The 26,959-nt window shown below is 72.2% G+C and carries 21 protein-coding genes and 1 pseudogene; 12 read left to right on the top strand and 10 right to left on the bottom strand.

All coding sequences use genetic code 11. The features are described from left to right. Window positions 1-88: 88 nt before the first annotated feature. The 3 genes from NUT86_RS06385 (at window position 89) to NUT86_RS06375 (ending at window position 3,861) form a co-directional block, all read left to right on the top strand. A complete protein-coding gene (locus tag NUT86_RS06385) occupies window positions 89-2,914 on the top strand; it encodes a nitrate- and nitrite sensing domain-containing protein (RefSeq protein ID WP_274734031.1) in 2,826 nt (941 codons plus the stop codon). Next, on the top strand, window positions 2,911-3,351 hold the full coding sequence (locus NUT86_RS06380; RefSeq protein ID WP_018090647.1) for a roadblock/LC7 domain-containing protein: 441 nt from the start codon (window positions 2,911-2,913) through the stop codon (window positions 3,349-3,351). The genes NUT86_RS06385 and NUT86_RS06380 overlap by 4 nt, the downstream gene beginning before the upstream one ends. 96 nt (window positions 3,352-3,447) lie before the next feature. Then, the gene (locus tag NUT86_RS06375) at window positions 3,448-3,861 is read left to right on the top strand and encodes a DUF742 domain-containing protein (RefSeq protein ID WP_018090646.1); all 414 of its coding nucleotides are present in this window, start codon (window positions 3,448-3,450) and stop codon (window positions 3,859-3,861) included. A gap of 52 nt (window positions 3,862-3,913) precedes the next feature. Here the strand turns inward: NUT86_RS06375 and NUT86_RS06370 are convergent, their stop codons facing one another. Together NUT86_RS06370 and NUT86_RS06365 are read right to left on the bottom strand one after the other, a co-directional pair. Beyond that, on the bottom strand, window positions 3,914-4,915 hold the full coding sequence (locus NUT86_RS06370; RefSeq protein ID WP_093638545.1) for an MASE1 domain-containing protein: 1,002 nt from the start codon (window positions 4,913-4,915) through the stop codon (window positions 3,914-3,916). Between the two features lie 54 nt (window positions 4,916-4,969). Then, on the bottom strand, window positions 4,970-5,794 hold the full coding sequence (locus NUT86_RS06365; RefSeq protein ID WP_266450419.1) for a PP2C family protein-serine/threonine phosphatase: 825 nt from the start codon (window positions 5,792-5,794) through the stop codon (window positions 4,970-4,972). A 212-nt stretch (window positions 5,795-6,006) separates the two neighbouring features. On the opposite strand from NUT86_RS06365, the gene NUT86_RS06360 reads away from it, so the two are divergent. The 3 genes from NUT86_RS06360 (at window position 6,007) to NUT86_RS06350 (ending at window position 8,373) form a co-directional block, all read left to right on the top strand. Further along, window positions 6,007-6,876 (top strand): alpha/beta fold hydrolase, encoded by an 870-nt coding sequence (locus NUT86_RS06360; protein WP_274734026.1) that lies wholly within the window; start codon window positions 6,007-6,009, stop codon window positions 6,874-6,876. Between the two features lie 60 nt (window positions 6,877-6,936). Continuing rightward, a complete protein-coding gene (locus tag NUT86_RS06355) occupies window positions 6,937-7,548 on the top strand; it encodes a TetR/AcrR family transcriptional regulator (protein ID WP_018090642.1) in 612 nt (203 codons plus the stop codon). Between the two features lie 213 nt (window positions 7,549-7,761). Next, window positions 7,762-8,373 carry a GTP-binding protein gene (locus NUT86_RS06350; RefSeq protein ID WP_018090641.1) on the top strand — a complete coding sequence of 204 codons (612 nt, stop codon included), beginning with the start codon at window positions 7,762-7,764 and terminating at the stop codon, window positions 8,371-8,373. Between the two features lie 69 nt (window positions 8,374-8,442). Here the strand turns inward: NUT86_RS06350 and glpK are convergent, their stop codons facing one another. The 4 genes and pseudogenes from glpK to NUT86_RS06330 all read right to left on the bottom strand — a co-directional run. After that, complete coding sequence (gene glpK / locus NUT86_RS06345) at window positions 8,443-9,981, bottom strand: glycerol kinase GlpK (protein ID WP_274734024.1); 1,539 nt, start codon at window positions 9,979-9,981, stop codon at window positions 8,443-8,445. Window positions 9,982-10,067: 86 nt separating this feature from the next. Next, a complete protein-coding gene (locus NUT86_RS06340; protein ID WP_274734023.1) occupies window positions 10,068-10,835 on the bottom strand; it encodes an MIP/aquaporin family protein in 768 nt (255 codons plus the stop codon). Window positions 10,836-11,135: 300 nt separating this feature from the next. Beyond that, on the bottom strand, window positions 11,136-12,344 hold the full coding sequence (locus NUT86_RS06335; protein ID WP_274740389.1) for a lipid-transfer protein: 1,209 nt from the start codon (window positions 12,342-12,344) through the stop codon (window positions 11,136-11,138). A gap of 318 nt (window positions 12,345-12,662) precedes the next feature. Further along, a pseudogene (locus tag NUT86_RS06330) lies at window positions 12,663-13,112 on the bottom strand (Zn-ribbon domain-containing OB-fold protein); the annotation flags it as partial. Between the two features lie 278 nt (window positions 13,113-13,390). Between NUT86_RS06330 and NUT86_RS06325 the strand changes: the two are divergent. The 4 genes from NUT86_RS06325 to NUT86_RS06310 all read left to right on the top strand — a co-directional run bounded on the left by NUT86_RS06325 (window position 13,391) and on the right by NUT86_RS06310 (window position 17,563). Beyond that, complete coding sequence (locus tag NUT86_RS06325) at window positions 13,391-14,482, top strand: ABC transporter ATP-binding protein (protein WP_266450413.1); 1,092 nt, start codon at window positions 13,391-13,393, stop codon at window positions 14,480-14,482. Between the two features lie 206 nt (window positions 14,483-14,688). Then, window positions 14,689-15,864, top strand: a complete 1,176-nt coding sequence (locus NUT86_RS06320; RefSeq protein ID WP_093638524.1) for an ABC transporter substrate-binding protein — start codon at window positions 14,689-14,691, stop codon at window positions 15,862-15,864. 14 nt (window positions 15,865-15,878) lie between these two features. Further along, window positions 15,879-16,727 (top strand): ABC transporter permease, encoded by an 849-nt coding sequence (locus NUT86_RS06315; protein WP_266450409.1) that lies wholly within the window; start codon window positions 15,879-15,881, stop codon window positions 16,725-16,727. Between the two features lie 23 nt (window positions 16,728-16,750). Then, window positions 16,751-17,563 (top strand): ABC transporter permease, encoded by an 813-nt coding sequence (locus tag NUT86_RS06310; RefSeq protein WP_274734017.1) that lies wholly within the window; start codon window positions 16,751-16,753, stop codon window positions 17,561-17,563. A gap of 175 nt (window positions 17,564-17,738) precedes the next feature. Here NUT86_RS06310 and NUT86_RS06305 read toward each other — a convergent pair whose 3' ends face one another. Together NUT86_RS06305 and NUT86_RS06300 are read right to left on the bottom strand one after the other, a co-directional pair. Continuing rightward, on the bottom strand, window positions 17,739-18,584 hold the full coding sequence (locus tag NUT86_RS06305; protein ID WP_274734015.1) for a M15 family metallopeptidase: 846 nt from the start codon (window positions 18,582-18,584) through the stop codon (window positions 17,739-17,741). 139 nt (window positions 18,585-18,723) lie between these two features. Beyond that, window positions 18,724-21,129, bottom strand: coding sequence for a glycoside hydrolase family 31 protein (locus NUT86_RS06300; RefSeq protein WP_018090632.1), 2,406 nt, complete (start codon window positions 21,127-21,129; stop codon window positions 18,724-18,726). Window positions 21,130-21,458: 329 nt separating this feature from the next. Between NUT86_RS06300 and NUT86_RS06295 the strand changes: the two genes are divergently transcribed. Together NUT86_RS06295 and NUT86_RS06290 are read left to right on the top strand one after the other, a co-directional pair. Then, window positions 21,459-23,489: an acetoacetate--CoA ligase gene (locus NUT86_RS06295; protein ID WP_274734013.1), complete on the top strand. Its 2,031-nt coding sequence runs from the start codon at window positions 21,459-21,461 to the stop codon at window positions 23,487-23,489. 143 nt (window positions 23,490-23,632) lie between these two features. After that, entirely contained in the window at window positions 23,633-24,562 is a 930-nt protein-coding gene (locus tag NUT86_RS06290; RefSeq protein WP_274734011.1) for a hypothetical protein, read from the top strand. Between the two features lie 88 nt (window positions 24,563-24,650). On the opposite strand, the gene ptsP is transcribed toward NUT86_RS06290, so the two are convergent. Together ptsP and NUT86_RS06280 are read right to left on the bottom strand one after the other, a co-directional pair. Beyond that, window positions 24,651-26,321, bottom strand: a complete 1,671-nt coding sequence (ptsP, locus tag NUT86_RS06285) for a phosphoenolpyruvate--protein phosphotransferase (protein WP_018090629.1) — start codon at window positions 26,319-26,321, stop codon at window positions 24,651-24,653. Window positions 26,322-26,400: 79 nt separating this feature from the next. After that, on the bottom strand, window positions 26,401-26,850 hold the full coding sequence (locus NUT86_RS06280) for a PTS sugar transporter subunit IIA (RefSeq protein WP_018090628.1): 450 nt from the start codon (window positions 26,848-26,850) through the stop codon (window positions 26,401-26,403). Between the last annotated feature and the right edge of the window lie 109 nt (window positions 26,851-26,959).

Genomic DNA, 26,959 nt, shown 5'->3' with positions numbered 1-26,959 from the left:
TTCGGCTCGGTCACCCGAAAGTAGTAGGCTCGCGCCGTTTGTTGACGGAACACCACCCCCGTGCGCCGGGGTTGACGTTGGGGAGGCCATGCGCTTTCGCGGGAAGTCGGTCCGCCGGAAGATCGTGGCGTTGCTGCTCGTACCGTTGGTGTCCCTGACGTCCATGTGGGCGTTCATGACGTACATCACCGGGCGGGAAGCCAACCAGTTGCTGGACGTCGGCAACGTCGTACAGAAGCTGGGGTATCCGGTCGAGGACGTCGTCCAGACCCTGCAGCGCGAGCGCCGGCAGAGCCTGCTCTACCTCGCCGACCGGCGCGGCGCCGACGCGCTCGGTGAGCTCCGCGCCCGGGCCCGGGCCACCGACGAGGCCGTCACCCGGCTCCGCACCGACGCCGGCACCCGCGACGTCCGCGAGGGCCTGACCGGCGACACCGGCAGCCGGATGCGCGGCATCCTCAAGGGCCTTTCAGGGCTCGGCTCGCTGCGCGCCCAGGTCGAGGACAACACCGTCTCCCGCGACGAGGCCATGGAGGGCTACAACTCCCTCGTCGACCCCAGCTATGACTTCCTCGCCGCGCTCCACGCCCTGGAGAACGTGGAGATGGACAAGCAGGGCCGGGCGCTGGTCATCGTCACCCGCGCCCGGGAGGCCGTCGCCCGCGAGGACGCACTGATGTCCGCGGTGCTGGCCTCCGGCAGCATGAGCAAGCGCGATCTGCGGGAGCTGTCCGACCGGGTCGCCGAGCGCCGGGTCCTCTACGACACCAGCCTCCCCATGCTGCCGATGCGGGACCGTGGCCTCTACGCGGACTACTGGCGCTCCGCGCAGGCACGTGAGCTGACCTCCTACGAGGACCGGGTGATCGCCGCCGGCGCACAGGACGGACCGCGGGCGGTCAACGCCGAGCGCTGGAACACCGCGGCCAAGAAGGTCCTCGGCGACCTCCAGCGGATGGGCAAGGGCGCCGGCGACCGCTACCAGGAGCGCGTCGCGCCGATCGCCACGAACATCCTGCTCAAGGCCGCCATCGCCGGTGTCCTCGGCTTTGTCGCACTGCTGGTCTCGATCATCGTCTCGTTCCGGATCGGCCGCCGCCATGTGCGTGACCTCATCCGGCTGCGCAAGGCCGCCCATGACGTCTCCGGCGTCCGGCTGCCGAGCGTCATGCGGCGGCTGGCCGCGGGCGAACAGATCGATGTGGAGACCGAGGCGCCCCGGCTCGTCTTCGGCCAGGACGAGACCGGCCAGGTCGGCCAGGCGCTCAACACCCTCCAGCGGGCCGCGATCGAGGCCGCCGTCAAGCAGGCCGAGATGCGCCGCGGCGTCTCCGACGTGTTCGTCAACCTCGCCCGCCGCAGCCAGGTCCTGCTGCACCGCCAGCTGACCCTCCTGGACGCCATGGAACGGCGCACCGAGGACACCGACGAACTCGCCGACCTCTTCCGGATCGACCATCTGACCACCCGTATGCGACGGCATGCGGAGGGGCTGGTCATCCTCTCCGGCGCGGCTCCCTCCCGGCAGTGGCGCAAACCGATCCAGCTGATGGACGTGGTGCGCGCGGCGGTCGCCGAGGTGGAGGACTACGAGCGGATCGAGGTGCGCCGGCTGCCGCGGCTCGCGGTGGACGGCCCCGCGGTGTCCGACCTCACGCACCTGATCGCCGAACTCCTGGAGAACGCCACGGTCTTCTCCCCGCCGCACACCGCCGTCCAGGTGCTGGGCGAACGGGTCGCCAACGGCTTCACCCTGGAGATCCACGACCGCGGTCTGGGCATGGCGCCCGACCTGCTGCTGGAGGCCAATCTCCGGCTCGCCGAAACCCCCGAGTTCGAGCTGTCCGACACCGACCGGCTCGGCCTGTTCGTGGTCAGCAGGCTCGCCCAGCGGCAGGACGTACGGGTCTCCCTGCAGCCCTCGCCGTACGGCGGCACCACAGCCGTGGTCTTCCTCCCCGGGACGCTCCTGACCGAGACCCACGACAGCGGCCGGGAGGACGACGATCCGGCCCCCTGCGGCTCCGTCGGCAACGAACTGGAGCATGCGGCGGGCAAGTTGGCCGCGCTGTCGCAGGTGCCGGCGCCGCGGCCCGAGCGGGAGCGGGAACCGGCCGTCATCGACGGACCGGTCGAACTCGAGGCGCCGCTCGGCCCGGACGAGCTGGGCCCCGACGACGAGGGCGGTCTCTTCGGGAAGCGGGAACGCGGCCGCGAGGCGAAGGGCCCCGCCGCCGCACCGGCCGGCCCGTCCTCCGCACCGCGCGGTATCGCCCCCGTGCCGTCCGCGCCGGAGGGCGAGCAGCACCAGCAGACCCAGGACCAGGCACCCGGCGGCCCGGCCCCGCTGCCACGCCGCCACCGCCCGCCGGTGCTGGTCTCCGACCACGGCAGAACGGTCGACGACCGCGCCCCGCAGCGGAAGCAGGACACGGCACGTCCCGGCCCCGAGGACTCCACCTCCGGGCGTGCCGCGGACCGGCCTTCGTCCGCCGCGCCGCAGGACCCGGCACCGCAGGCCCCGCGGCCCGCCGAGGGACCGGACACGCCCGCGCCGACCACGTCCACGGGCCTGCCCCGCCGGGTACGGCAGGCCAGCCTCGCGCCCCAGCTCAAGGCCGACGCCGTCGAGCAGGCCGAGGCGAGGCGGAGCACCGCACCGCCCGCGGACGACCGGGACGCCGAGGCGGTACGCGCCCGGATGGCCTCGCTCCAGCGCGGCTGGCAGCGCGGCCGGCGCGACAACGGCGACGACCCGCGCGAGACCGGCACGCCACCGCGGGGCGAGGACCCGGCCGCGGACACCACAGGCCCGGACACCACAGACCCGGACGCCCGTGACACCGTCACCCATGACGGAGATGCCACGGGCACCACAGCACCAGGAACCACATCGGGAGGGGACGGTCCATGACCGCACCGAAGGCAGCAGCTTCCACCGCATCGGTCTCGGCGAAGGGGTCCGGCGAGCTGAACTGGCTCCTGGACGAACTGGTCGAGCGGGTCGGCTCCATCCGCAAGGCACTCGTCCTCTCCAGCGACGGACTGGCCACCGGCGCCTCGAAGGACCTGACCCGCGAGGACGGCGAGCATCTGGCCGCGGTCGCCTCCGGCTTCCACAGCCTGGCCAAGGGCGTCGGCCGGCACTTCGACGCGGGCCAGGTCCGGCAGACCATGGTCGAGCTGGACGACGCGTTCCTGTTCGTCAGCGCGGCCGGCGACGGCAGCTGCCTGGCCGTACTGGCCGATGCGGACTCCGATGTCGGGCTGATCGCATACGAGATGACGCTGCTGGTCAAGCGTGTGGGCACGCACCTGGGCACCGCGCCCCGGTCCGGCCTGACCCCCTGAGGACGACGATGGTGACGCCATGAGCGGGCGCGGCGGGCTCATCGTGCAGAGAGGCGCGCCTCGCGGGTGCGGGACCGGGCGCAGCGAGGTATCGGCATGAGCGAACAGGACGGCCGGGCGGCGCGGGACCGGGAAGCGGCCCGCTGGTTCGACGACGACGCGGGCCCGGTCGTCCGTCCGTACGCGATGACGCGCGGGCGCACCCGTACGGCGGCTGAGGGGCGCCTCGATCTGATCGCGCTGGTGATCGCCGAGAGCCGCGCGGAGGAGACGGTCGACGACCAGTCGCTGTCGCCCGAGCATGTCGAGATCGTCGGGCTGTGCCGGCAGGAGCCGCTGTCGGTCGCCGAGCTGGCGGCCGAACTCGATCTGCCGGTCGGCGTCGTACGGGTCCTGATCGGGGATCTGCTGGATGCGGAGCTGGTCCATGTCAGCAGGCCGGTGCCCCCGGCCGAGCTACCGGACGAGAAGGTGCTGCGCGAGGTGATCGACGGCCTGCGTGCGCTGTGATCCGCCGTCCGGCTCAGCGCTACGCCGCCCGGCTCAGCGGCCGCCGTCCCGCTCAGCCGCCGCCGTCCGGTTTCTGCTTCCGCGGCGGCGGCCACTGCTCGGCGGCGGCACCCGGATCCAGCCGGGAGAGCGCTTCCGCCAGCTGTGCGCAGACCCGGCGGATCTCCTCATGGGTGTTGCGCCGCTCGGTGACGACCGCCGAGAGCAGCAGTGCGGTCAGCGCGGTGATCCCGTTGAAGGCCTGCAGGGTGGCCATGTTCGTGAGCAGATCGTGCCCGGCGAACGGCCCCCATTCCCCGGCGGCCGCGACGATCGCGATCGTCGAGACGAGCAGCGCACACGGGGCGGCGCCCGCCCGCTGGAAGCGGAAGGCGGCCCAGATCAGACACGGTGAGACCAGGTAGAGCAGGTTCATCGGGCTGCTGACGGCCAGCAGGGTGACCGTGCAGGTGCAGGCCGCCAGCAGCGCCGCCTCCAGCCACCGGAGCGGACGGACCCCGGCCCACCGCGGCCGTCGGGCCGCGGCGAGGAGCAACAGCACCGGCGTGATCACCAGCACGCCCATCGCGTCGCCGGTCCACCACACCGCCCACGTCGGCCAGAAATCTCCCGTCGGCAGCGCCCCGGAGAGCACCAGGACACCGCTGCCGATGACCGCGCTCACCAGCATCCCGGTCAGCGCCCCGAGAAACACCAGCGCGACGGCATCGCGCAGCCGGTCCAGCTCGACGCGGAACCCGGCGCGGCGGAGCAGCCGGTACGAGAGCAGCGGACCGAGCGTGTTGCCGACGACGATCGCGAGCACCACGGACAGCGACGGCCCGAGCGACACATTGACCAGGAAGGCGCCGAGCGCGATCCCCGGCCAGATCCGCGGCCCGAACAGCAGCAGCGCGGTCAGTGCGATACCGGTCGGCGGCCACAGAGGGGTGACCTGTCCGCGGACCAGCTCCTGGAGCAGCCCGAGCTTGGCACCGCCGTAGTAGACGGCGGCGACACCGAGGATCCGCGCGGCGGTGGCGCCATGGCGTCCGAGCCACTCCGTGCGTCTCACAGAGCCTCCACTCGTACCGTGCCGCCGGACGGCTGCGTCCGATGCCGTGCTCGCCTAGGCGTAGGGACCGCCGTCGTGGCGGAGGACGAGCACCGCGGCGTCATCGCGGTGCCCGGTCAGATCGGCCACCGCGATCACCTCGGCGGCCAGCTCGTCCGCGTCCGCGTCGTACGCCGCGCCGACCAGTGCGGCCACCCGCGCCAGCCCCTTCTCGATCGGGTAGGTCGGCCCTTCCACCACCCCGTCGGTGATCAGGACGAACGCTCCCTCCTGGGACAGCCGCCGGCGGGTGACCGGGTACTCCCCGTCAGGAAAGAGGCCCAGCGGCAGTCCTCCCGCGTCCTGGAGCACCTGCGCGCCCTCCGCGGTGCCCCAGATCGCCGGTACATGTCCGGCGCGGGAGTCGGCCAGCTCCCCGGTGACCGGGTCGAAGCGCAGGAAGGTGCAGGTCGTCAGCAGATCGGAGCTCATCGAGACCAGCAGGTTGTTGGCCCTGCTCAGGACGTCGCCGGGGTCGGTGGTGGCGCCCGCGACGGCGCGCAGGCCGGTGCGGACCATGCCCATGAAGGCGGCGGCCTCGACGTCATGGCCCTGGACGTCGCCGATGGCGAAGCCGAGCGAGCCGTCCGGCAGCACGAAGGCGTCGTACCAGTCGCCCCCGATGTCCAGACCCGTCTGGGCCGGTACGTAGCGGGCCGCGGTCCGCAGGCCCGGCAGCCCCGGCAGCTCGGGCGGCAGCATGTGCCGCTGGAGCTCCACGGCCAGCGCCACTCGTGCCTGCTGGAGTTCGATCCGCGCCATCACCTGGCCGGTGAGCTGGCCGAGGCGGCGCAGCAGCTCGTCGGGTGGCGGGGTCGGGGTGGTGCGGCGTTGATCCATCCAGCACTTCCGCTCCGGATCGGTCCCCCGGTACGGCGACTCGCTGCTGGGTTCAGATTACCGCCGACGGGTGGGGTCTTGGCGGACGGGCCGCGGGCCGGGGGAGGGGCGTCCGGCGCTCCGGGCACGACACAAGGGGCTTTGTTGAGCAACGCTCAATCGCGCGGTACGGTGCCTATTGAGCAATTGTCAACAGAAGGAGATCCGCCGCCATGGCCCCGGACGCGACCCCGGCACCCTTCGACCACCTGGAGATCCAGGTCGGCCCGCACACCTACGACGCACTGGCCTGCGGGCCCGCCGACGGGGAATTCGTCCTGCTGCTGCACGGCTGGCCCGAGTTCGCCGACTCCTGGAGCGCCGTGCTCACCGCTCTGGGCGCGGCCGGCTACCGCGCCGTCGCGGTCGACCAGCGAGGCTACTCCCCCCGCGCCCGCCCGCCCCGGATCGCCGACTACGCCGTGCCCGAACTCGTCGCCGACGCCCTCGCCTTCGCCGAGTCCCAGGGCGCGGACCGCTTCCACCTCGTCTCGCACGACTGGGGCGGCATGGTCGCCTGGGCCGTGGCCGGTGCCCACCCCGAGCGGCTGAAGTCCCTGACCGTGCTGGCCACTCCGCACCCGGACGCGCTCAACCGCGCCGCCGCCGAGGACCCCACCCAGCACCACATGCTCGACTACGTCCGCTTCTTCCGCAGCGGTGAGGGCGCCGCGGAAGCCGCCCTGCTCGCCGACGACGCCGCCCGGCTGCGCGCCGCGTACGGCGGCAAGGTCCCCGCCGCCCTCGTGGACGGCAATGTCCGCCGCCTCTCCGCACCGGGCGCGCTGACCGCCACGCTGAACTGGTACCGCGCCCCCGAGTCGGTCATCTCGGTACCGGCCGGCCGGATCACCGTTCCCACCCTCTTCCTGTGGGGCAGCGAGGATGTCGCCCTGGGCCGCGGTGCGGCCGAGTCGACGGGCGAGCGGGTGGACGGCCCGTACCGCTTCGAAGCTCTGGAGGGGGCCAGCCACTGGCTGCCCGAAGAGGTCCCGGCCCTCGTCACGCCGCCGATCCTGGAGCACCTCGGCCAGTACGTCTGACACCGTGGCGGGCCGGGACACCGAGGCCGTCCCGGCCCCCCGCCGCCGTAAACTGCGGGCATGTCCGGCAAGCGAACCACCCGCCTCACGCCCGACCAGCGCAGGGAGCAGCTGGTCGGCATCGGTCTGGAGATGCTCGCCGACCGCTCCCTGGACGAGCTGTCCACCGACGAGGTCGCCCGCCGGGCCGGGATCTCCCGCGGACTGCTCTTCCACTACTTCGACTCCAAGCGCGACTTCTACCGCGCGGTGGTCCGTGCCGCGTGCGACCGGTTCACCGCCGCGACGGAACCGGACGGCACCCTGGAGCCGGTCGCCTGGATGCGGGCCTTCATCTCGGGCTTCGTGGTCTACGTCCTGGAACACCGTCAGGTGTACCTCGCCCTGGTACGGGGCGCCGCCGGCAGCCATCCCGCGGTCACCGACATCGTCGGCGCCACCCGGGAGACCCTCGCCCGCCGGGTGCGCGACGGCCAGCGGCGGCTCGGGATGCCGGACGCCCCTCGGCTCGAACTGGCCTCCCGCGCCTGGATGGCGTTCGCCGAGGAGGCGGTCGTCAACTGGCCCGCCGAGGAGCCCGGCGCCCAGGACGAGCTCTGCGCCTTCATCGAATCCAGCTTTGTGAGCCTGCTGGGCCTGCTCGACCGGCCCGGCGTCCTCACCCCGCGCTGAAGGCACCCGGCTGCCCCAACCACTGCTTCCACCGCCCTTTTGGGCAGGTTGGCGCCCTCTGCCCCGCGGCGTCTCCCAAGCGTGACACATCTCAAGTGGGCGCCGTGCTGAGCACGTTGTACCGTTCCCTTGCACCTGCTGCCCCGTGCGCCGGGGCTCGGGTATCCAGCGTGAGCTCCACCCGCATTCACGGCAATTCAGGAGAAGAATCCCATGGCCTTCGGGCGCTCCGATCGCCGCCGACGGTCCGCCGCCGTCGAACCGGTGACGCTCAAGATCCTGGTCGCGGGCGGCTTCGGGGTCGGCAAGACCACCCTGGTCGGCGCCGTCAGCGAGATCAAACCACTGCGGACCGAGGAACGGCTGACCGAGGCGGGCCGGCCGGTCGACGACCTCGACGGGGTGGAGGCCAAGACCACCACCACCGTCGCGATGGACTTCGGACGGATCACCGTCAACGACGAGCTGGTCCTCTATCTCTTCGGCACCCCGGGCCAGGACCGCTTCTGGTTCCTGTGGGACGAGCTGGCGCGCGGTGCGCTCGGCGCGGTGGTGCTCGCCGACACCCGCCGGCTGGCGGACAGTTTCGCCGCGATCGACTACTTCGAGCGGCGCGGACTGCCCTTCACCGTGGCCGTCAACTGCTTCGACGGCGCCGACCGCTATCCGCCGCAGGCCGTACGGGACGCCCTGGACCTGGACCCCCAGGTGCCGGTGATGCTGTGCGACGCCCGCCTCAAGGACTCCGCGCGGGATGTGCTGATCTCGGTCGTCGAGCATGCGATGCGGACCGGCGCCCGCCGGCGGGAGCCCGCACTGCCCTGACGGGGACGGAAGTACGGCCCGTACCCCGCCGTCCGGGGTACCGGCCGTACGTCTGCGTACCGCGCGGCGCTACGAGGCCGCCGAGCCGTCCTCGGCCAGCCAGCCGAAGCTCCGCTCCACGGCCTTGCGCCAGTTGGCGAACTCGCGGTCGCGCGTCGCCCCGTCCATGCGCGGTGTCCACTCCGTGTCACGCTGCCAGTGGCTGCGCAGTTCGTCCAGGTCCTGCCAGACCCCGGTCGCCAGACCGGCCGCGTACGCCGCCCCCAGACAAGTCGTCTCCGAGATCACCGGGCGGATCACCGGCACCCCCAGCACATTCGCCTGATGCTGCATCAGCAGCTGGTTGGCCGTCATCCCGCCGTCGACCTTCAGCTGGGTGATCCGCACCCCCGAGTCCTGGTACATGGCGTCCACGACCTCCCGGGTCTGCCAGCTGGTCGCCTCCAGTACGGCGCGCGCCAGATGCGCCTTGGTGACGAAGCCGGTCAGACCGGTGATGACACCGCGGGCGTCGGAGCGCCAATACGGCGCGAACAGACCGGAGAACGCCGGCACGACATACGCCCCGCCGTTGTCCGGGACGCTCGCCGCCAGCGGCTCGATCTCTTCGGCCGAGGCGATGATGCCCAGCTGATCGCGGAACCACTGCACCAGGGCGCCGGTGATGGCGATGGACCCCTCCAGGCAGTAGACCGGCGCCTCCCCGCCGAGCTGGTAGCCCATGGTCGTCAGCAGCCCGCTCTTGGACGGGACCGGGCGGTTGCCGGTGTTCAGCAGCAGGAACGAACCGGTGCCGTAGGTGTTCTTGGCCTCGCCGACGCCGTAGCAGGTCTGGCCGAAGACGGCCGCCTGCTGGTCGCCGAGCGCGGACGCCACCGGCACCCCCTGCAACTGCCCCACGGCCGTGCCGTACACCTCGGCCGACGACCTGATCTCCGGCAGGATCGCGGCCGGCACATTCATCGCCGACAGGATCGCCGGATCCCACTGGAGGGTGGACAGATTCATCAGCATCGTGCGGCCCGCGTTGGTCACATCGGTGACATGCACCCCGCCGTCGGTGCCGCCGGTCAGATTCCAGATCAGCCAGGAGTCGATGGTGCCGAAGGCGATCTCCCCGCGCTCGGCACGGGCCCGCAGCCCCGGCACCTCGTCCAGCAGCCAGGCCGCCTTCGGCCCGGAGAAGTAGCTGGCCAGCGGCAGTCCGGTGGCCTCCCGGAAACGGTCCTGGCCGTCCGCGCCGCCCAGTTCCGCGCACAGCTGGGAGGTACGGGTGTCCTGCCAGACGATCGCATGGTGCACCGGCCGGCCGGTGGCCCGGTCCCACAGGACCGTGGTCTCCCGCTGGTTGGTGATGCCCAGCGCACTGAGCTGGTCCGCGCGCAGCCCCGCCTTCGCGAGCGCCCCCGCCACCACGGCCTGCACCTTCGACCAGATCTCGGTGGCGTCGTGCTCCACCCAGCCCGGCTTGGGGAAGATCTGCCGGTGCTCGCGCTGGTCGACGGCGACGATCGCCCCGCCGTGGTCGAAGATGATGCAGCGGCTCGACGTGGTGCCCTGGTCGATCGCGGCTACATATTTCTCGGTCTTCCCGGTTCGCTCCGTCATGCCGTCACGCCTCCTGAAGTCCTGGTGAGTGGGTGCGGCGGGGCGCGGGGCGGCCCGGTGGCCACGCCCCGACGGCCCCGGCCGGGTCAGAACGCCGCGTTGTACACCAGGCCGGACAGCACCGCGCCGATCAGCGGACCGGCCACCGGGATCCAGGAGTAACTCCAGTCGGAGGAACCCTTGTTGGGGATCGGCAGCAGGGCGTGCACCAGGCGCGGGCCGAGGTCACGCGCCGGGTTGATGGCATAGCCGGTGGGCCCGCCCAGCGACAGCCCGATGCCGACGACCAGCAGCGCGACGAGCAGCACATTGATCCCGGAGCCATAGATCCCCGCGTGCGCGCCGGGGACCTGGCCGATGCCGATGCCCTTGTTCTGGCCGAAGAACAGCAGCGGCAGCACCAGACCGATGGTGGCGATGATCTCGGTCACCAGGTTGGCGGCCGGCTTGCGGATCTCCGGGGCGGTGGAGAAGATCCCCAGCGTCGGCTGGGCCTTGCTCTGCTCGGCGTTGGCGGCGAACTGCGCGTAATACAGTGCCCAGGCCAGTACGGCCCCGATCACCGCGCCGACCATCTGCGCCAGGACGTACAGCGGTACCTTCGACCACTCGGTGCCGCCCGCGACCGCCGAGCCCAGCGTCACCGCGGGGTTGAGATGCCCGCCGGACAGCGGCGCCGCGGTGTAGGCGCCGGCCAGTACGGCCATGCCCCAGCCGAAGGCGATCACGACCCAGCCGGCGCCCTTCGCCTTGGAATAGTGCAGGGTGACGGCGGCGCACACACCGGCGCCGAAGAGAATGAGTATCGCGGTGCCTATCACTTCACCGACGACGATGTCCGCATTGGAATACATGGCGGCTCCTTGGCCCTCGCCCGGGGACGTCCCCCGGTCCTCCGTGCAGGGTGCGTGCCACCGGCGGGCAGCGGACAGCCGCTGCCACCCGGCCGGGGTGCCTGAGTGCGGCGATGCCGACTGGCACCCGGAAGTGTTCACCGGTGGTGAGGGGGCGTCAAGGTCGCGTGCAGTGGGGGTTGTTGCGGGCGAGCAGCCAGGGGTGCGAGCCCTCTAGGAGGGCCAGCCCGCTGTGTGGGCGTGCGCACGCGCCGGTGCCACCGCACGCACCGCAATGCACCGCACGCACACCCGCCACACTCACCGCACCACGACCACCGCCGACCCATGCCCGAACAGCCCCTGATTCGCCGTCATTCCCACCCGGGCCCCCGGCACCTGTCGTGCGCCCGCCTGCCCCCGCAGCTGCCAGGTCAGCTCACAGACCTGGGCGATGGCCTGGGCCGGTACCGCCTCGCCGAAGGAGGCCAGACCCCCGCTGGCATTGACCGGCAGCCGCCCGCCCAGGGCCGTCGCACCGTCCCGCAGCAGCTTGGCGCCCTCACCGGCGCCGCACAGCCCCAGATCCTCGTACCACTCCAACTCCAGCGCGGTGGACAGGTCGTACACCTCGGCGAGCGAGAGGTCCTCCGGTCCGATCCCGGCCTCCTCGTAGGCGCTGTGCGCGATCGACGCCCGGAAGCCGGTCTCCGGCTCCGGTACGGCGGCCGCGGAGTCGGTGGCGATGTCCGGCAGATCCAGTACGGTCCGCGGATACTGCGGGGTGGCCGTGGAGACCGCGCGGATCCGGACCGGGTCCGTGACACCCTGCCGGCGCGCGAAGTCCATGCTGGTCAGGACCAGCGCCGCGGCACCGTCGGAGGTGGCGCAGATGTCCAGCAGCCGCAGTGGATCGGCGACCACGGCGGACGCCACGACCTCCTGTACGGTGACCTGCTTGCGGTAGCGGGCGTACGGATTGGCCGCGCCCGCCGCCGAGTTCTTCACCTTCACCCGCGCGAAGTCGTCGGTCGTCTCGCCGTACAGTGCCATCCGGCGGCGCGCGTACAGCCCGAAGTACGCCGGGTTGGTGGCCCCCAGCACCCGGAACCGCAGCCAGTCCGGGTCATCGGGCCGTTCGCCGCCCGCCGGGGCGAAGAACCCCTTGGGCGCGGCGTCGGCGCCCACCACCAGGGCCACCTCCGCCATCCCCGAGAGGATCTGTGCCCGCGCGGTGTTGATGGCCTGGGCGCCCGACGCGCAGGCCGCGTAGACGCTGGTCACCCGGGCGCCCTGCCAGCCCAGCGCCCTGGCGAAGGTCGCACCCGCCACATAGCCGGGGTAGCCGCCGCGCACCGTGTCCGCACCGACCACGCTCTGTACGGCTTGCCAATCGAGCCCGGCGTCCGCGAGCGCCTCCCGGGCCGCCTTGGTCCCGTACTCGACGAAGCTGCGCCCCCACTTGCCCCAGGGGTGCATACCGGCGCCCAATACGGCTATGTCGCCGGGCGTGGCCAGTTCTCCGGCCATGGCCAGGTCTCCGGAAACGGCCAGGTCTTGGGCCATGCCCCTGTGGCCGGGGGAGGTGGTTTCGGGGCTCCCCGGGCGGCCCCCTACCCGCCGCCCACCCGCGCCCTTGGTTTTTTCCCCGCCGCCCACCCCCCTTCGGGGGGTGGGCGGGTATGGAGATGCGGTTTCCGCCCGCGGGCCGGCGCTCGCAGCCTCCTCGGCATCGGCCACAGCCCCCGCGGCCACGACCCCCTCGGCGTCGGCCACGATCCTCTCGGCGTCCGCCACGCCCCCCGCCGGACCCGTCACAGCCTCCGCGCCCTCCGTCACGGCCCCTTGACCCGGCCCGCACGGCCGCCAATGCCACGTCGTCAGGACGTGCCCGTCGTCCCCCTCGTCCCCGGCGACGGTCCCGGGAACCAGCTCGACCTCGGTGCCCACGCTGAGATCCGCGGCGCTGACGCCGGGCGCAGCCTGCCCGAGGACCACCATCCGTTCCTCCGCCAGCTCCACGGCGACCAAGGCGTACGGCCGCCACTCGGCCTCCGGATCGGAGACGTAGGGGGAGGGCGGGCGGTAGCGCGCGTCGGTGTAGGACCAGACCGTGCCGCGCCGGGACAGCGGCACCTTCACCAGCTCGTCACTCCCGCACGCGGGGTTGCGGCAGAAGGCGTCCTCGCGGGGGAAGAACACCGCACCACAGGCCCGGCAGCGCGTCCCCAGCAGCCGGAAGCCCGCCGCGTCCTGATCGAACCACCCCGGCACCACCGGCTTCCGTGTCTGTGCCACAGACCCTCCTCGACCGCAGACCGACCACAACGGAGCACAACGAAACTGACCGAACGCAACGCCACTGACCGAACGCAACGGAACTGACCGAGCACAACGCCACTGACCGAACGCAACGGAACTGACCGAACGCAATGGAATTGACGGAACGGTTGGCACTATTGGAACTGCTGGAGCTCAAAAACTGACGGAACGTCAGGAGTGTGACACGCTGCCGCCCCGCGCGGAACCCCGGTACAGTCGCCGGGCGATCAAGCCGTTCACGAGGGGGAGCGCCCGTGACCGAAGCCGCCCGTACCGACGCCCGTCCCGCACCCACGGCAGCTGCGACGCCCGCCGTACGGCTCACCGCCGTCACCAAGGAATTCGGTGCGCTGCGTGCCGTCGACGGCGCCGAGCTCACCATCGGGGCAGGCGAGTTCTTCTCCCTCCTCGGCCCCTCCGGCTCGGGCAAGACCACCCTGCTGCGCCTGATCGCCGGCTTCGAACGGCCCACCTCGGGCCGCATCGAACTCGCCGGGAGCGACGTCACCGCACTTCCGCCCAGCCGCCGCGACGTCCACACCGTCTTCCAGGACTACGCGCTCTTCCCCCATATGACCGTCGAGCAGAACGTCGCCTACGCGCTCACCGTCGCCGGGGTGCGCAAATCCGAACGCCTCGCCCGCGCCCGCGCGGCCCTGCGCACCGTACGCCTCGACGACCACGGCGCGCGCCGGCCCGACCGGCTCTCCGGCGGCCAGCGTCAGCGCGTCGCCCTGGCCCGCGCCCTGATCGACGACCCCGGGCTGCTGTTGCTCGACGAACCCCTCGGTGCGCTCGACCTCCAGCTGCGGCAGGAGATGCAGCGTGAACTCCAGAGCATCCAGCGCGCCACCGGTGTCACCTTCCTCCTCGTCACCCACGACCAGGAGGAGGCGCTGACGCTCAGCGACCGCCTTGCCGTGCTCGACCGCGGCCGTATCGTGCAGACCGGCTCGCCGCTGGAGATCTATGACCGTCCGGCCACCGCGTTCGTCGCGGGCTTCATCGGTACCACCAATCTGCTGCGCGACCAGGCCGCGGTCCGTGTGATCGGCGCCCCGGGCACGTACAGCCTCCGCCCCGAGCGGATCCGGATCGTCGCTCTGGACGGCCCGAACGGCGGCCCGAACGGCGTCCCGGCACCGGGGGAGCGGTGTGTGCCCGGCAGGGTCACCGAGATCGCGCACGTCGGTGCCCACACGCGCGTGGTGGTCCGCCTCGACGCAGGCGACGACCAGCTCACCGCCGTGCGGCTGAACTCCACGGACCTGCCAGACGCCGCCCGTCCGGGCGCCGCAGTCCATCTGCTGTGGAACACCGCCGACGCCTTTCCGGTGCCCGGCTGAAGCCGGTGCCCAGGTGAAGCCGGTCCCGCGGCTGAGGCCGGTTCCCCAGCTCAGGTTGCTTGCCCCGCCGAGGCCGCCGCCTGCCTGAAGGATCGTCGTACAACGCACCGGGGCGCATCCCGGTTCCCGACGCGCTCTGGTGGCAGACGGTCAGCTTCCGGATACTGGCGGGGCTCGACAGCCGTGTGCGACAGCGGGAGTTCACCATGCGTAACGCGAATCCGTGGAAGGCCGCAGTGGCGGCCGGGGTCCTGCTGCTGGCCGTCGCCTGCGGCTCCGGCGGCGGAACGGACGGCGGGGGAGCCGCCGAACGGAAGAGCGTCGGCAAGGGCGAGGGCCGCGTCGACATCATCGCCTGGGCCGGATATGCCGAGGACGGCTCCAACGACCCCAAGGCCGACTGGGTGCACCCCTTCGAGAAACAGACCGGCTGCAAGGTCAACACCAAGACCGCCGGGACCTCCGACGAGATGGTCTCGCTGATGAAGACCGGCCAGTACGACACCGTGTCCGCCTCCGGCGACGCCACTCTGCGGCTGATCGCCGCCGGGGACGTGGCGCCCGTCAACACCCGTCTGGTGCCGAACTACCGCGACATCTTCAGCGGCCTGAAGATGCGCCCGTTCAACTCCAAGGACGGGAAGATGTACGGCATCCCGCACGGCCGCGGCGCCAATCTGCTGATGTACCGCACCGACAAGGTCTCCCCGGCTCCCGACTCCTGGAAGGCCGTCTTCGACGGCGCGGCGAAGTACGCGGGCAAGGTCACCGCCTACGACTCGCCCATCTACATCGCCGACGCCGCCCTCTACCTGATGAAGACCCGTCCCGCACTCGGCATCAAGGACCCGTACGCCCTGGACCGCACCCAACTCGACGCCGCAGTGGCCCTGTTGAAAAAGCAGCGGCAGCAGATCGGCGAATACTGGAGCGACTACCAGAAGGAAGTCACCGCCTTCAAGGGCGGCGACAGCGTCGTCGGCACCACCTGGCAGGTCATCGCCAACACCGCCGCCGCGGAAAAGGCCCCCGTCAAGGCGGTCCTCCCCAAGGAGGGGGCCACCGGCTGGTCCGACACCTGGATGGTCTCCGCCAAGGCCGCTCACCCCAACTGCGCCTACAAGTGGCTCAACTGGATCGTCTCCCCGAAGGTGAACGCCCAGGTCGCCGAGTACTTCGGCGAGGCGCCCGCCAACGCCAAGGCGTGCAAGGAGACCGCCGACCCCCGTCACTGCGCCGTCTACCACGCCGATGACGAGGCCTACTACCGCCGCGTCCACTTCTGGACCACCCCCGTCCCGCAGTGCCTCGACGGCCGCAGGAACGTCAAGTGCACCGACTACGCGGAGTGGACCCGTGCCTGGACGGAGATCAAGGGCTGAGCGCGGGCGCCCGGGTGTCCGCCACGCGCCATGAGCCCCGCGCCCGCGGCCGGCTCGCCGCGCTCCTCGCCCCGCCCCTCCTGTGGCTGGTCCTCGCCTACCTCGGCTCTCTCGCCGTCCTCCTGCTCTCCGCCTTCTGGACCACCGACCCCTTCACCTCGGATGTCGTCCACACCTGGACCACCGACAACTTCCGCGACATCCTCACCACCCCCGTCTACCGCACCGTCGCCCTGCGCACCCTTGGTATCGCCGTCGCCGTCACGCTCCTCGACGCCCTGCTCGCGCTGCCGATGGCCTTCTTCATGGCGCGGGTGGCGGCCGGCCGGCTGCGCCGCGCCCTGCTGGTGGCCGTGCTGACCCCGCTGTGGGCCGGCTATCTGGTCAAGGCGTACGCCTGGCGGGTGATGCTCGGCGAGCACGGCATCATCAACGCGGCACTCGCCCCGCTCGGCCTGCACGGCCCCGGATACGGCACGGCCGCCGTCGTGCTCGTGCTCGCCTACCTCTGGCTGCCGTACATGATCCTGCCGGTCCACGCCGCCCTGGAACGGCTGCCCGCCCACCAACTGGAGGCCTCCGCCGACCTCGGTGCGGGCACCGTACGGACCCTGCGCTCCGTCGTCGCCCCCGCCGTCCGTCCCGCGCTCCTGGCGGGTTCCGTCTTCACCTTCTCGCTCTCCCTCGGGGACTACCTCACCGTGCAGATCGTCGGCGGCCGCACCCAGCTCCTGGGCAATGTCATCGCCTCCCAGGTCACCCTCGACCTGCCGCTCGCGGCGGCGCTCTCCGCGGTCCCGGTCGCCCTCGTCGTCTGCTACCTCGCCGCCGTCCGCCGGGCCGGCGCGCTCGACTCGCTCTGACCTGAACCGAAGGAGGCAGCCGGATGCATCTCACCCGCACCGCCCGGATCGTCCTCGGCTGCCTCACGGCCGCCGGTCTCGCCCTGATCTACCTCCCCCTCCTCCTGGTTCTGCTCAACTCCGTCAACGCCGACCCCTCGTTCGCCTGGCCGCCCCGCGCGCTGACCGGCGAGTGGTGGAGCCGCGCCCTGCACAGCGCGGGCGCCCGCGACGCCCTGTGGACCTCGCTGCGGGCGGGCCTCGGCGCCACCGTCGTCGCCCTGGTCCTCGGCTCGCTCGCGGCCTTTGCCGTGCACCGCCACCGCTTCTTCGGACGGCAGACCGTCTCGTTCCTGATGGTGCTGCCGATCGCCCTGCCCGGCATCGTCACCGGCATCGCCCTCAACGCCGCCTTCCGCACCGTCCTCGCGCCGCTGGGCATCGGCTTCGGGCTCTTCACGGTCGTGGTCGGCCATGCCACCTTCTGCGTCGTCATCGTCTTCAACAACGTCGCCGCCCGGCTCCGCCGCATCGCCCCGTCCCTGGCCGAGGCCTCCGCCGACCTGGGCGCCCGCCCCTGGCAGACCCTGCGGTACGTCACCTTCCCGGCGCTGCGCCCGGCGCTGTTCGCCGGCGCGCTGCTGGCCTTCGCGCTCTCCTTCGACGAGGTCGTGGTGACCACCTTCACGGCGGGCGCGGGCACCAAGACGCTGCCGATCTGGATCTACGAGAACCTGGCCCGCCCCCACCAGGCGCCGGTCGTCGATGTGCTCGCCGCGCTGCTGATCGCCCTGTCGGTCATCCCGGTGTACGCCGCCCAGCGACTCTCGTCGGACACCGCCGGCGGCCGGCTGTGAGCACACGGCCCGGCGGCCGGCTCCGAGCGCACGGCACAGGTTCCCCGAAAGGGTGACTCCGCGGACTTTCATCGAACCGGACGCGGTCCGGCCGCGTCCCTCACAGCAGGGTCCGGGGCACGGGATCGACGGGGGTGATTCGGTGCCCCGGCCCGTCGGCGGCGCGCGCGACCGGTCAGTGCCGTACGAGCGACCGCCGCGCGACCGGGAAGTCGAAGTAGGTGTCCGGAAACGTCTCCGGGGTGAAGGTGTAGTGCCACCACTCCTTGTCGTAGTTGACGAATCCGGCGCGCTCCAGGCCGTCCTTCAACAGCAGCCGGTTGGCCCGCTGTTCGCCCTTGATCCGCGGGTCGAGAGTGTGCGCCAGCGTGTCGAAGCAGTCGAAGCCGGTGCCCATGTCCAGCGAATTGTCCGGGAAGCGGGCCGCCTTCGGGCCGTAACACGAGGACAGAGACTCCCCGGGGACATACGGCCTGGTCGGCAGCGCGGGCAGCCGCACCAGCGTCAGATCGAGGGTGCTGCCCCGGCTGTGCCCGGACTTCTCCGCGATATAGCCGTCCCGGAACAGCGTCGACTTGTCGACCCGCGGATAGAACTCGGCCTTCATCCGCTGGTCGCCGAGGTCCTTGGCCCAGGACACGAAGTGGTCCACGGCGCGCTGCGGGCGGTAGCAGTCATAGACCTTGAGGGAGTACCCGCGGCGCAGGAACGAGCGCTGTGCCAGGTGCAACGCCCGTGCCGCGTCCCGGGTCAGCAGGCACATCGGCGCCCGGTAGCCGGTCACCGGCACGCCCATGAAGTCGTGCGGGGTGAAGTAGCGCATCTCCTGGATGACGGTGGGATCTACGTCCCGCAGCGCGACGAACTCCGCAGGTGCCTTGGGCCCGTTGCCCGGCAGCGACGACGGCGCCGGACGGTGCGGGACGGTATCCGCCGCCGCACCCGAAGGGACAGCGGCCACAGTGATCAGCGCGGCGGCAGCGGCAGCAAGGCCGCGCAGCGCGGCAGCAAGTCTCGGCATGGCCCCCGTTTACCAGGCGCGGCAGGGAGGAGGGAAGCCCCGCCGCACAACTGCTCAACTGCGTAACCGCACGACCGCGCAACCACTCCGCCGCGCGGCCCGCCCCGCCCCGTAGCTCGCTCCGCCTCCCCCCAGCCCGCTACGCCCCCACCCCGTCCTCCAACCCCCGCACCCGCACCGGATACCCCACCGCGCCCCCGTCCCGCCGCTCCACCACGACCCGGCCGCCCGACCGCCGCGAGGTGAAGCGCTCCACCGTCGGCCGCTGCCAGCCGTCCCCGGCGTCCGGCACCACCAGCCCGCTGCCCCCGCGCCCGGCGACCGGCGCCCACACCTCCAGCTCCGTCCCGCCGTCCGCACCCGCCACCGGCAGCACCGCACCGGCCCGCGCCAGCACCGGAATCCGCGACAGCGGCGCCTCCACCCACACCTGCCCGGGACCGTCGTACGCGCGCCCGGTCGCGGTGTCGTACCACCGGCCGCGCGGCAGCCGCACCGGCCGCCGGGTCACCCCCGCCGCCAGCACCGGCGCCACCAGCAGTGCGTCCCCCAGCAGAAAGGCGTCCTCGCAGTCCCGTAGGGCCCGGTCCCGCGCCGCGCTCCACCACAGCGGCCGGACATACGGCGCCCCGGTCAGCCGCGCCAGCTGCCCCAGCGTCCCGAAGTACGGCAGCAGCCGCTGCCGCTCACGCAACGCCGTACGGGCATGTGCGAGCACCTCGCTCCCGTACTCCCAGGGCTCCCGCCGCCCCGCCCCTATCGCCGAATGCGTACGGAACAGCGGCATATAGGCGCCCAGTTGGAACCACCGCAGATACAGCTCCGGACACGGCACCCCGGAGAACCCGCCGATATCGGGACCGCTGTACGGCACCCCGCACAGCCCCAGCCCCAGCACCAGTGACAGCGACGCCCGCAGCCCCGGCCAGCCCGTCGCCACATCGCCCGACCAGCTGCCGCCGTAGCGCTGCAGCCCGGCCCAGCCCGAACGCGAGAAGAGGAACGGGCGCTCGGCCGGCCGCAGTTCGCACAGCCCCTCGAAACCGGCCCGCGCCATGGCCAGGCCGTAGACGTTGTGCGCCTCCCGGTGGTCGCCCCCCCGCCCCTCCAGCGCATGCCGTGCCGAGCGCGGAAGGGTCCGTTCCCCGAACGCGGCGAAGGAGGCCGGCTCGTTCATGTCGTGCCAGACCCCCGCGAAGCCCTGCGCCAGCCGCTCCGCGTACAGCGCACCCCACCACTTGCGCACCCGTGCGTCGGTGAAATCCGGATACACCGACTCGCCCGGCCACACCACCCCGCGCACCTCGCGCCCCCGCGCGTCCCGCACAAAGGCGTCCGCCACCACCCCGCCCTCGTACACGATGTCCCCCGGCTCGGCCTTCACCGCCGGATCCACGATCGACACCAGCCGCACCCCGTCCGCGCGCAACTCCCGGGCCAGTCCCGGAAGATCCGGATAGCGCTGCCGGTCGACCGTGAAGACCCGGTGCCGGTCGTAGTGGTCGATGTCCAAATGGACGGCGGACAGCGGAAGTTCCCGCTCCTTGTAGCCGGCCACCACCCGGCGCACCTCGGCCTCCCCGCCGAAGCCCCAACGGGCGTGCTGATATCCCAGCGCCCACTGCGGCGGCAGCGCGGGCGCCCCGGTCAGCGCCGTCCAGACCTGCAGCACCCGGGCCGGGGACCCGGCCAGCACCCAGTAGCGCAGCGGCCCGCCGTCCATCCGCAGCTCACAGGTGCCCGGCCGGTCATGGCCCGAGCCCGCCCCCTCCGCGCCCTCGCGCAGCGTGACCCGGCCGTCCCAGGAATTGTCGTGAAAGACCAGATGTGTACCGGCGTCCGCCACCACCAGCTGCACCGGCATCGTCAGCGACAGCGGATCGTCGCCCGGCTCGAAGGCCCCGCCCGGATCGGTGTTCCACAGCCGGTACGCACCGTCCCGCAGCCGTGGCCCGTGTGCCCGGCCGCCCAGCCCGAAGAACCGGCCGTCGGCGGCCACCTCAGAGCGCTGCACCCAGCGCGAGACACCGCACCCCTCCGGCCGCCCGGTGCGCTCATCCGCCCCCTCGTCGCCCGCCCGGTCCCACCAGCGCGGCGGCAACTCCCGCCGCAGCACCGCCCCGCCGGGCGTCCGCACCTCCACCGCGCCGTGCCGGGAGACCACCACCAGCACCCGCTCGGAGACCACCCGCCAGCCGCCCTCCGTATCGGGCTCCAGCACCGCCCGCGCATCCACCTCCGGGCACGCCCCGGCCAGCGCGTACGACGGCTCCGGCTCGGCACCGTCCCAGCCGCAGAACACCGCACCGCCCGCGGCCACCCGCACTCGCAGCGACGACCGCGCGAAATGGATCATGCCGCCGCCCGGCTGGGGCTCCGCCCTCAGCGCCGGCCCCGGTACCCGCGCCCGTTCCGCACCGCGCCGCGGCAGCGCCCGGGCATCCGTTCTCCAGGCCCGCCACGCCGAGCGCACGGACCGCAGTCCCTGCGCCGGTCCGACCGCCCTGATCATCCGTACCGACCGCACCAGATCCCGCCCGTCCATACCGGTCAGCCTGCCATTGACGGGCGGGTGTGCGGGCATCGTTCAACTGCCGTTCACCTGCACCGGGTCACGCTCGGCCACCTTCAGGCCCGGGGCTCGCCCCCGATGGCCGAATCCCGCCACGGCCCCGGCCACCCGCCCCCGCGCCACATGGCGGCACCACATCCGCCACCCCCCGAATGTGGGGAGTCCACCCTGGTGCACAAGTCGATCACATGGCATCGTCCAGGCAAGCCGTGTCACGCGCACACGCCCACCCACTGGGCCGGGGGACCCCCACCGCTGTGCGCGCCCGACGCCCACGACGCGTATCGCCCGGGAGCCGCATCATGACCACCGCACCGCAGTCCGCCCACCAGCCGGAACCGCTCTGGCAACCAGGCCCGGACCGCATCGCCGGCGCACAGGTCACCCGCTTCCACACCTGGGCGGCCGCGCACCACGGCGCACCCGCCCCCACCCCCGGCGACCCCGCCACGAGCTACGCCGACCTGCACCACTGGTCCGTCAGCGACCTCCCCGCCTTCTGGCAGGCCACCGCGGAGTGGTTCGACGTCCGCTTCGCCACCCCGTACGAGACCGTCCTCGCCGACCGTGCGATGCCCGGCGCCCGCTGGTTCCCCGGCGCCACCCTCAACTACGCCGAGCACGCACTGCGCGCCGCGGAGGACCCGGCCCGCGCCGACGCACCCGCGCTGCTGTACGTCGACGAGACCCATGAGCCGACCCCCGTCACCTGGACTGACCTGCGCGCCCAGGTCGGCTCGCTGGCCGCCGAGCTCCGCCGCCTCGGCGTCCGCCCCGGCGACCGCGTCAGCGCCTACGTCCCGAACATCCCGCAGGCCGTCGTCGCGCTCCTCGCCACCGCCGCGGTCGGCGCCGTATGGACCTCCTGCGCCCCCGACTTCGGCGCCCGCAGCGTGCTGGACCGCTTCCAGCAGATCGAACCGGTCGTCCTGTTCACCGTCGACGGCTACCACTACGGCGGCAAGGAACACGACCGCCGCGACACCGTCGCCGAACTCCGCAACGAACTGCCCACCCTGCGCGCCGTCGTCCACATCCCGCTGCTCGGCACCCCCGCCCCCGAAGGCGCCGTGAACTGGTCGGACCTGACCTCGAACGACACCGAACCGGTCTTCGAACAGGTCCCGTTCGACCACCCGCTGTGGGTCCTGTACTCCTCCGGCACCACCGGCCTGCCCAAGGCCATCGTCCAGTCCCAGGGCGGCATCCTGCTCGAACACCTCAAGCAGACCGGCCTGCACTGCGACCTCGGCCCCGAGGACCGGTTCTTCTGGTACACCTCCACCGGCTGGATGATGTGGAACTTCCTCGTCGCCGGCCTCCTGGTGGGCTCCACGATCGTGCTCTACGACGGCAGCCCCGGCCACCCCGACATCTCCGCCCAGTGGCGGGTCGCCGAAACCACCCGCGCCACCGTCTTCGGCACCTCCGCCGCCTACGTCATGGCCTGCCGCAAGGCCGGTATCCACCCGGCCCGCGACCTCGACCTCTCCGCCATCACCTGCGTCGCCACCACCGGCTCCCCGCTCCCGCCGGACGGCTTCCGCTGGCTGCACGACTGCTTCACGGAGGGCGGCACCGACCTGTGGACCGCCTCCGTCAGCGGCGGCACCGACGTCTGCAGCTGCTTCGCCGGCGCCGTCCCCACCCTCCCCGTCCACATCGGCGAACTCCAGGCAGCCTGCCTCGGCACCGACCTGCAGGCCTGGGACCCCCAGGGCAAACCGGTCATCGACGAGGTCGGCGAACTCGTCGTCACCAACCCCATGCCGTCCATGCCCACCCGCTTCTGGAACGACCCCGACGGCACCCGCTACCACGACAGCTACTTCGACATGTACCCCGGAGTCTGGCGGCACGGCGACTGGATCACCGTCACCCCCCGCGGCAGCGTCGTCATCCACGGCCGCTCCGACTCCACCCTCAACCGCCAGGGCGTCCGGATGGGCTCCGCCGACATCTACGAAGCCGTCGAACGGCTCCCCGAGATCCGCGAATCCCTCGTCATCGGCCTGGAACTCCCCGACGGCGGCTACTGGATGCCGCTCTTCGTCCACCTCGCCCCCGGCGCCACCCTCGACGACGCCCTCCGCGACCGCGTCAAGCGCACCATCCGCGAAGAGCTCTCCCCACGGCACGTCCCCGACGACATCATCGAAGCCCCCGGCGTACCGCACACCCTCACCGGCAAGCGCATCGAGGTCCCGGTCAAACGCCTCCTCCAGGGCACCCCCCTCGACAAGGCCGTCAACCCCGGCTCCGTCGACAACCTCGAACTGCTCCGCTTCTACGAGCAGGTGGCCCGCGACCGCGCCACCGACCGCACGAAGTAGGCCCGCCCGGCGCCGGACCGGAGGCCCGCACGGCCTCCGGCCCGGCGCCCGGCCGCATTGTCAGACCCCCCGATTACTCTCAGTGACAAGTGGCGTCCGGCCCGCACACGCTCAGCGCCGGACGCATCTCACCAGGGGGAGTCATGACAGCCACGTCCAAGTACACCGACCAGTCCGCCGCCCGCCGCAAACTACGCCGCGAAGTCCCCAGCGCCGCCGCAGTCCTGGCCGACGAGCAGGACTTCCGCGCCATGCGCCGCTACCGCACCTTCCCGTTCGACGACCACCGCAGCTACCTCCAGCAGATGGAGCGCCTGCTGCGTACCCTCGCCTCCCAGGGCGTGCTCACGACCATCAGCCTCTTCGACCCGCTCGCCTACGAGAAATACTGCGCCGACCTCGCCCTGGACCCCGACCGCCCCGACAGCCGCAGCCGCTACACCGCCGAAGTCGCCCGCACCGGCGCGACATTGACCTACCAGGGCGAACCGCTGAGCCGGCTGCTCCCGCTGCTCGTCGAAGAAGCCGGCCGCCAGGCGACCTGGGACCACGCCTCCGCCGTCCTGGCCCGCGCCGGCGACTGCCCGGAGTGCGGCGAAGACCTCGCCCACGCCGCCTTCGCCCGCGCCACCCAAGCCCTCCAGCAGCTCCTCGAAACCCTCGGCAGCGGCACCCACCACCTCGTCTGCTCCGTCGCCACCGGAGACCCGTCCCTCCTGGCGGTCCTGCAAGCCACCGCCCAGGAGGGCACCCGGCGCCGGCTCGCCGAATCCGACACCCTCATCTTCTGCACGGTCCTCGCCGCCGGCTTCGCCCTGCGCACCCCCGGCGGCATCGTCTCCCGCACCACCCACGGCCCCGCCGACCACGACACCACCGGCGACCCCGCCCAGGACACGGTCCGCGGCTGGTCCCTCCGCGACTCCTGGCCCCGCGCCCTCAGCGCCGCCGAGGTCTTCACCGCCTACTGCACCGACGCCGACACCGGCGAACCGATCCCACCCGAGCACGGCGTCGACTACGCCCCCGGCCTCCCCCTCACACCCCCACCCGACCCCCACCACCACGACTGACCGCACCGCCCACCGCAACAGCACGGCCGCCCCGCCACAAAGGGCGGGACGGCCATCAACGCTCCTGCGACGCACGCGCCGCGCGCGGTCACTCCCCGGAGAGCACCGCCTGCGCGGCGGCCCGCGCATCGTCGGCGGTGTCCGCGGCACGCGCCGCGGCCGCCGCCCGCTCACACTGCGCCAGCGTGTGCTTCGACAGCGTGGACCGTACGTAGGGAATCGACGCCGCACCCATCGAAAGGCTGGTCACACCGAGCCCCGTCAGCACACACGCCAACAGCGGATCGGAGGCCGCCTCACCACAGACGCCACAGCTCTTGCCCTCGGCCTTCGCGGCCTCGGCCGACACCGCCACGAGGTCCAGCAGCGCCGGCTGCCAGGGATCCTGCAGCCGCGAGACGGCACCCACCTGACGGTCGGCGGCAAAGGTGTACTGCGCCAGGTCATTGGTCCCCAGCGAAAGGAACTCGACCTCCTGCAGAATCGACCGCGCCCGCAGCGCCGCGGACGGGATCTCCACCATCGCCCCGAACTTCGCCTGCAGCCCGGCCTCCCGGCATGCGTCCGCGAACGCCTTGGCGTCGATCCGGTCCGCCACCATCGGCGCCATGACCTCGAGGTAGACCGGCAGCCCCTCGGCCGCCTTCGCCAGCGCCGTCAGCTGCGTACGCAGCACATCGGGGTGGTCCAGCAGCGTCCGCAGACCCCGCACACCCAGCGCGGGGTTGGGCTCATCGGCCGGCGTCAGGAAGTCCAGCGGCTTGTCGGCCCCGGCGTCGAGCACCCGCACCACGACCCGCCCCTCGGGGAAGGCCTCCAGCACCTTGCGGTACGCATCGACCTGCTTCTCCTCGGACGGCGCCTTCTTGCTGTCGTCCAGGAAAAGGAACTCGGTACGGAAGAGCCCGACACCCTCGGCCCCGGCCTCGACCGCCGCGGCCACATCACCGGGCCCGCCGACATTCGCCAGCAGCGGCACCTTGTGCCCGTCGGAGGTGGCCCCCGGACCGGACGACGCCGCCAGCGCCGCCTTCCGCTCCGCCGCGGCCTGCTCCAGCGCCGCCCGCTTCTCGGAGCTCGGCTCCACGAAGACCTCACCGGTGCTGCCGTCGACGGCGATGACCGTGCCCTCGACGAGCTCACCCGCACCGGGCAGCGCGACGATCGCCGGCACCCCCAGCGCCCGCGCAAGAATCGCGCTGTGGCTGGTCGGCCCGCCCTCCTCGGTCACGAACCCGAGCACCAGCGTCGGGTCGAGCAACGCCGTGTCGGCCGGCGCCAGATCGCGCGCGATCAGCACATACGGCTCGTCACTGTCCGGCACACCCGGCATCGGCACACCCAGCAGCCGCGCGACGATACGGTTCCGCACGTCATCGAGGTCGGCCACCCGGCCCGCGAGGTACTCACCGGCACCCGCCAGCAGCGCCCGGTAGGCTGCGAACGCGTCATAGACACCGCGCTCGGCGGTGCTGCCGACGGCGATCCGCCGCTCGACATCCGCCATCAGCTCGGGGTCCTGCGCCATCATGGCCTGTGCCTCCAGCACGGCCTGCGCCTCACCGCCCGCCAGATTTCCCCGAGCTATCAGGTCAGCAGCCACAGCTTCCACGGCCTGACGGGCACGCCCCTGTTCGCGCTCCGCCTCGTCCGCCGGAATCTGCTTGGCCGGCGGCTCAAGAACCGCCGTGCCCATGTGCCGCACCTCGCCGATCGCCACACCATGGCTGACGCCGACGCCTCGCAGCGTTGTCTCCATTGCACCCGTCTCCGGTTGATGCGACGGCCCGCGCCGCCGCGATGGATGTCGTACCTGCCGTTGGGGGGAGCCCCCGGCGCTACTGCCAGGAGAAGAGCTGGTCGCCCGCCTTGACGTCGCCGTCCTCACGCACCTCGCCGAGCGAGTCCGCAGTGGCCTCCAGCGCGACGACCGGGCACACCGGCGACTTCCCGGCCTGCTCCACAGCGGCCGGGTTCCAGCGCACGACCTCCTGGCCGCGGGTAACGGTGTCGCCCTTGTTCACGAGCAGCTCGAAGCCCTCGCCATTGAGCTGAACGGTGTCAATACCGAGGTGGGTGAGCACACCGTGCCCCTCGGAGTCGACGACGACGAACGCATGCGGGTGCAGCGATACGAGGACACCGTCCACGGGCGAAACAGCGGCGGACGGCTCACGCACCGGATCGATGGCGGTACCGGGACCCACCATCGCTCCGGAGAACACCGGGTCGGGCACAGCCGCGAGTCCGATGGCGCGTCCGGCAAGAGGGGACGTCACGGTGGTCATGGGAAGCCTCCCAGGGGTGGAGATTCATCAGGCCGCCGTCACTACCTGTCCTGGACGGCGCACCGTTCAGAAGCGTAAGTCATAAGAACTGACGGTTCCGCATGAGAGA

It is taken from the genome of Streptomyces sp. G7(2002), assembly GCF_028870195.1.
GTDB classification, from domain to species: domain Bacteria; phylum Actinomycetota; class Actinomycetes; order Streptomycetales; family Streptomycetaceae; genus Streptomyces; species Streptomyces nigrescens.
Note: the sequence above shows the minus strand (reverse complement) of the source record. Positions and strands in the feature narration are given on the sequence as shown.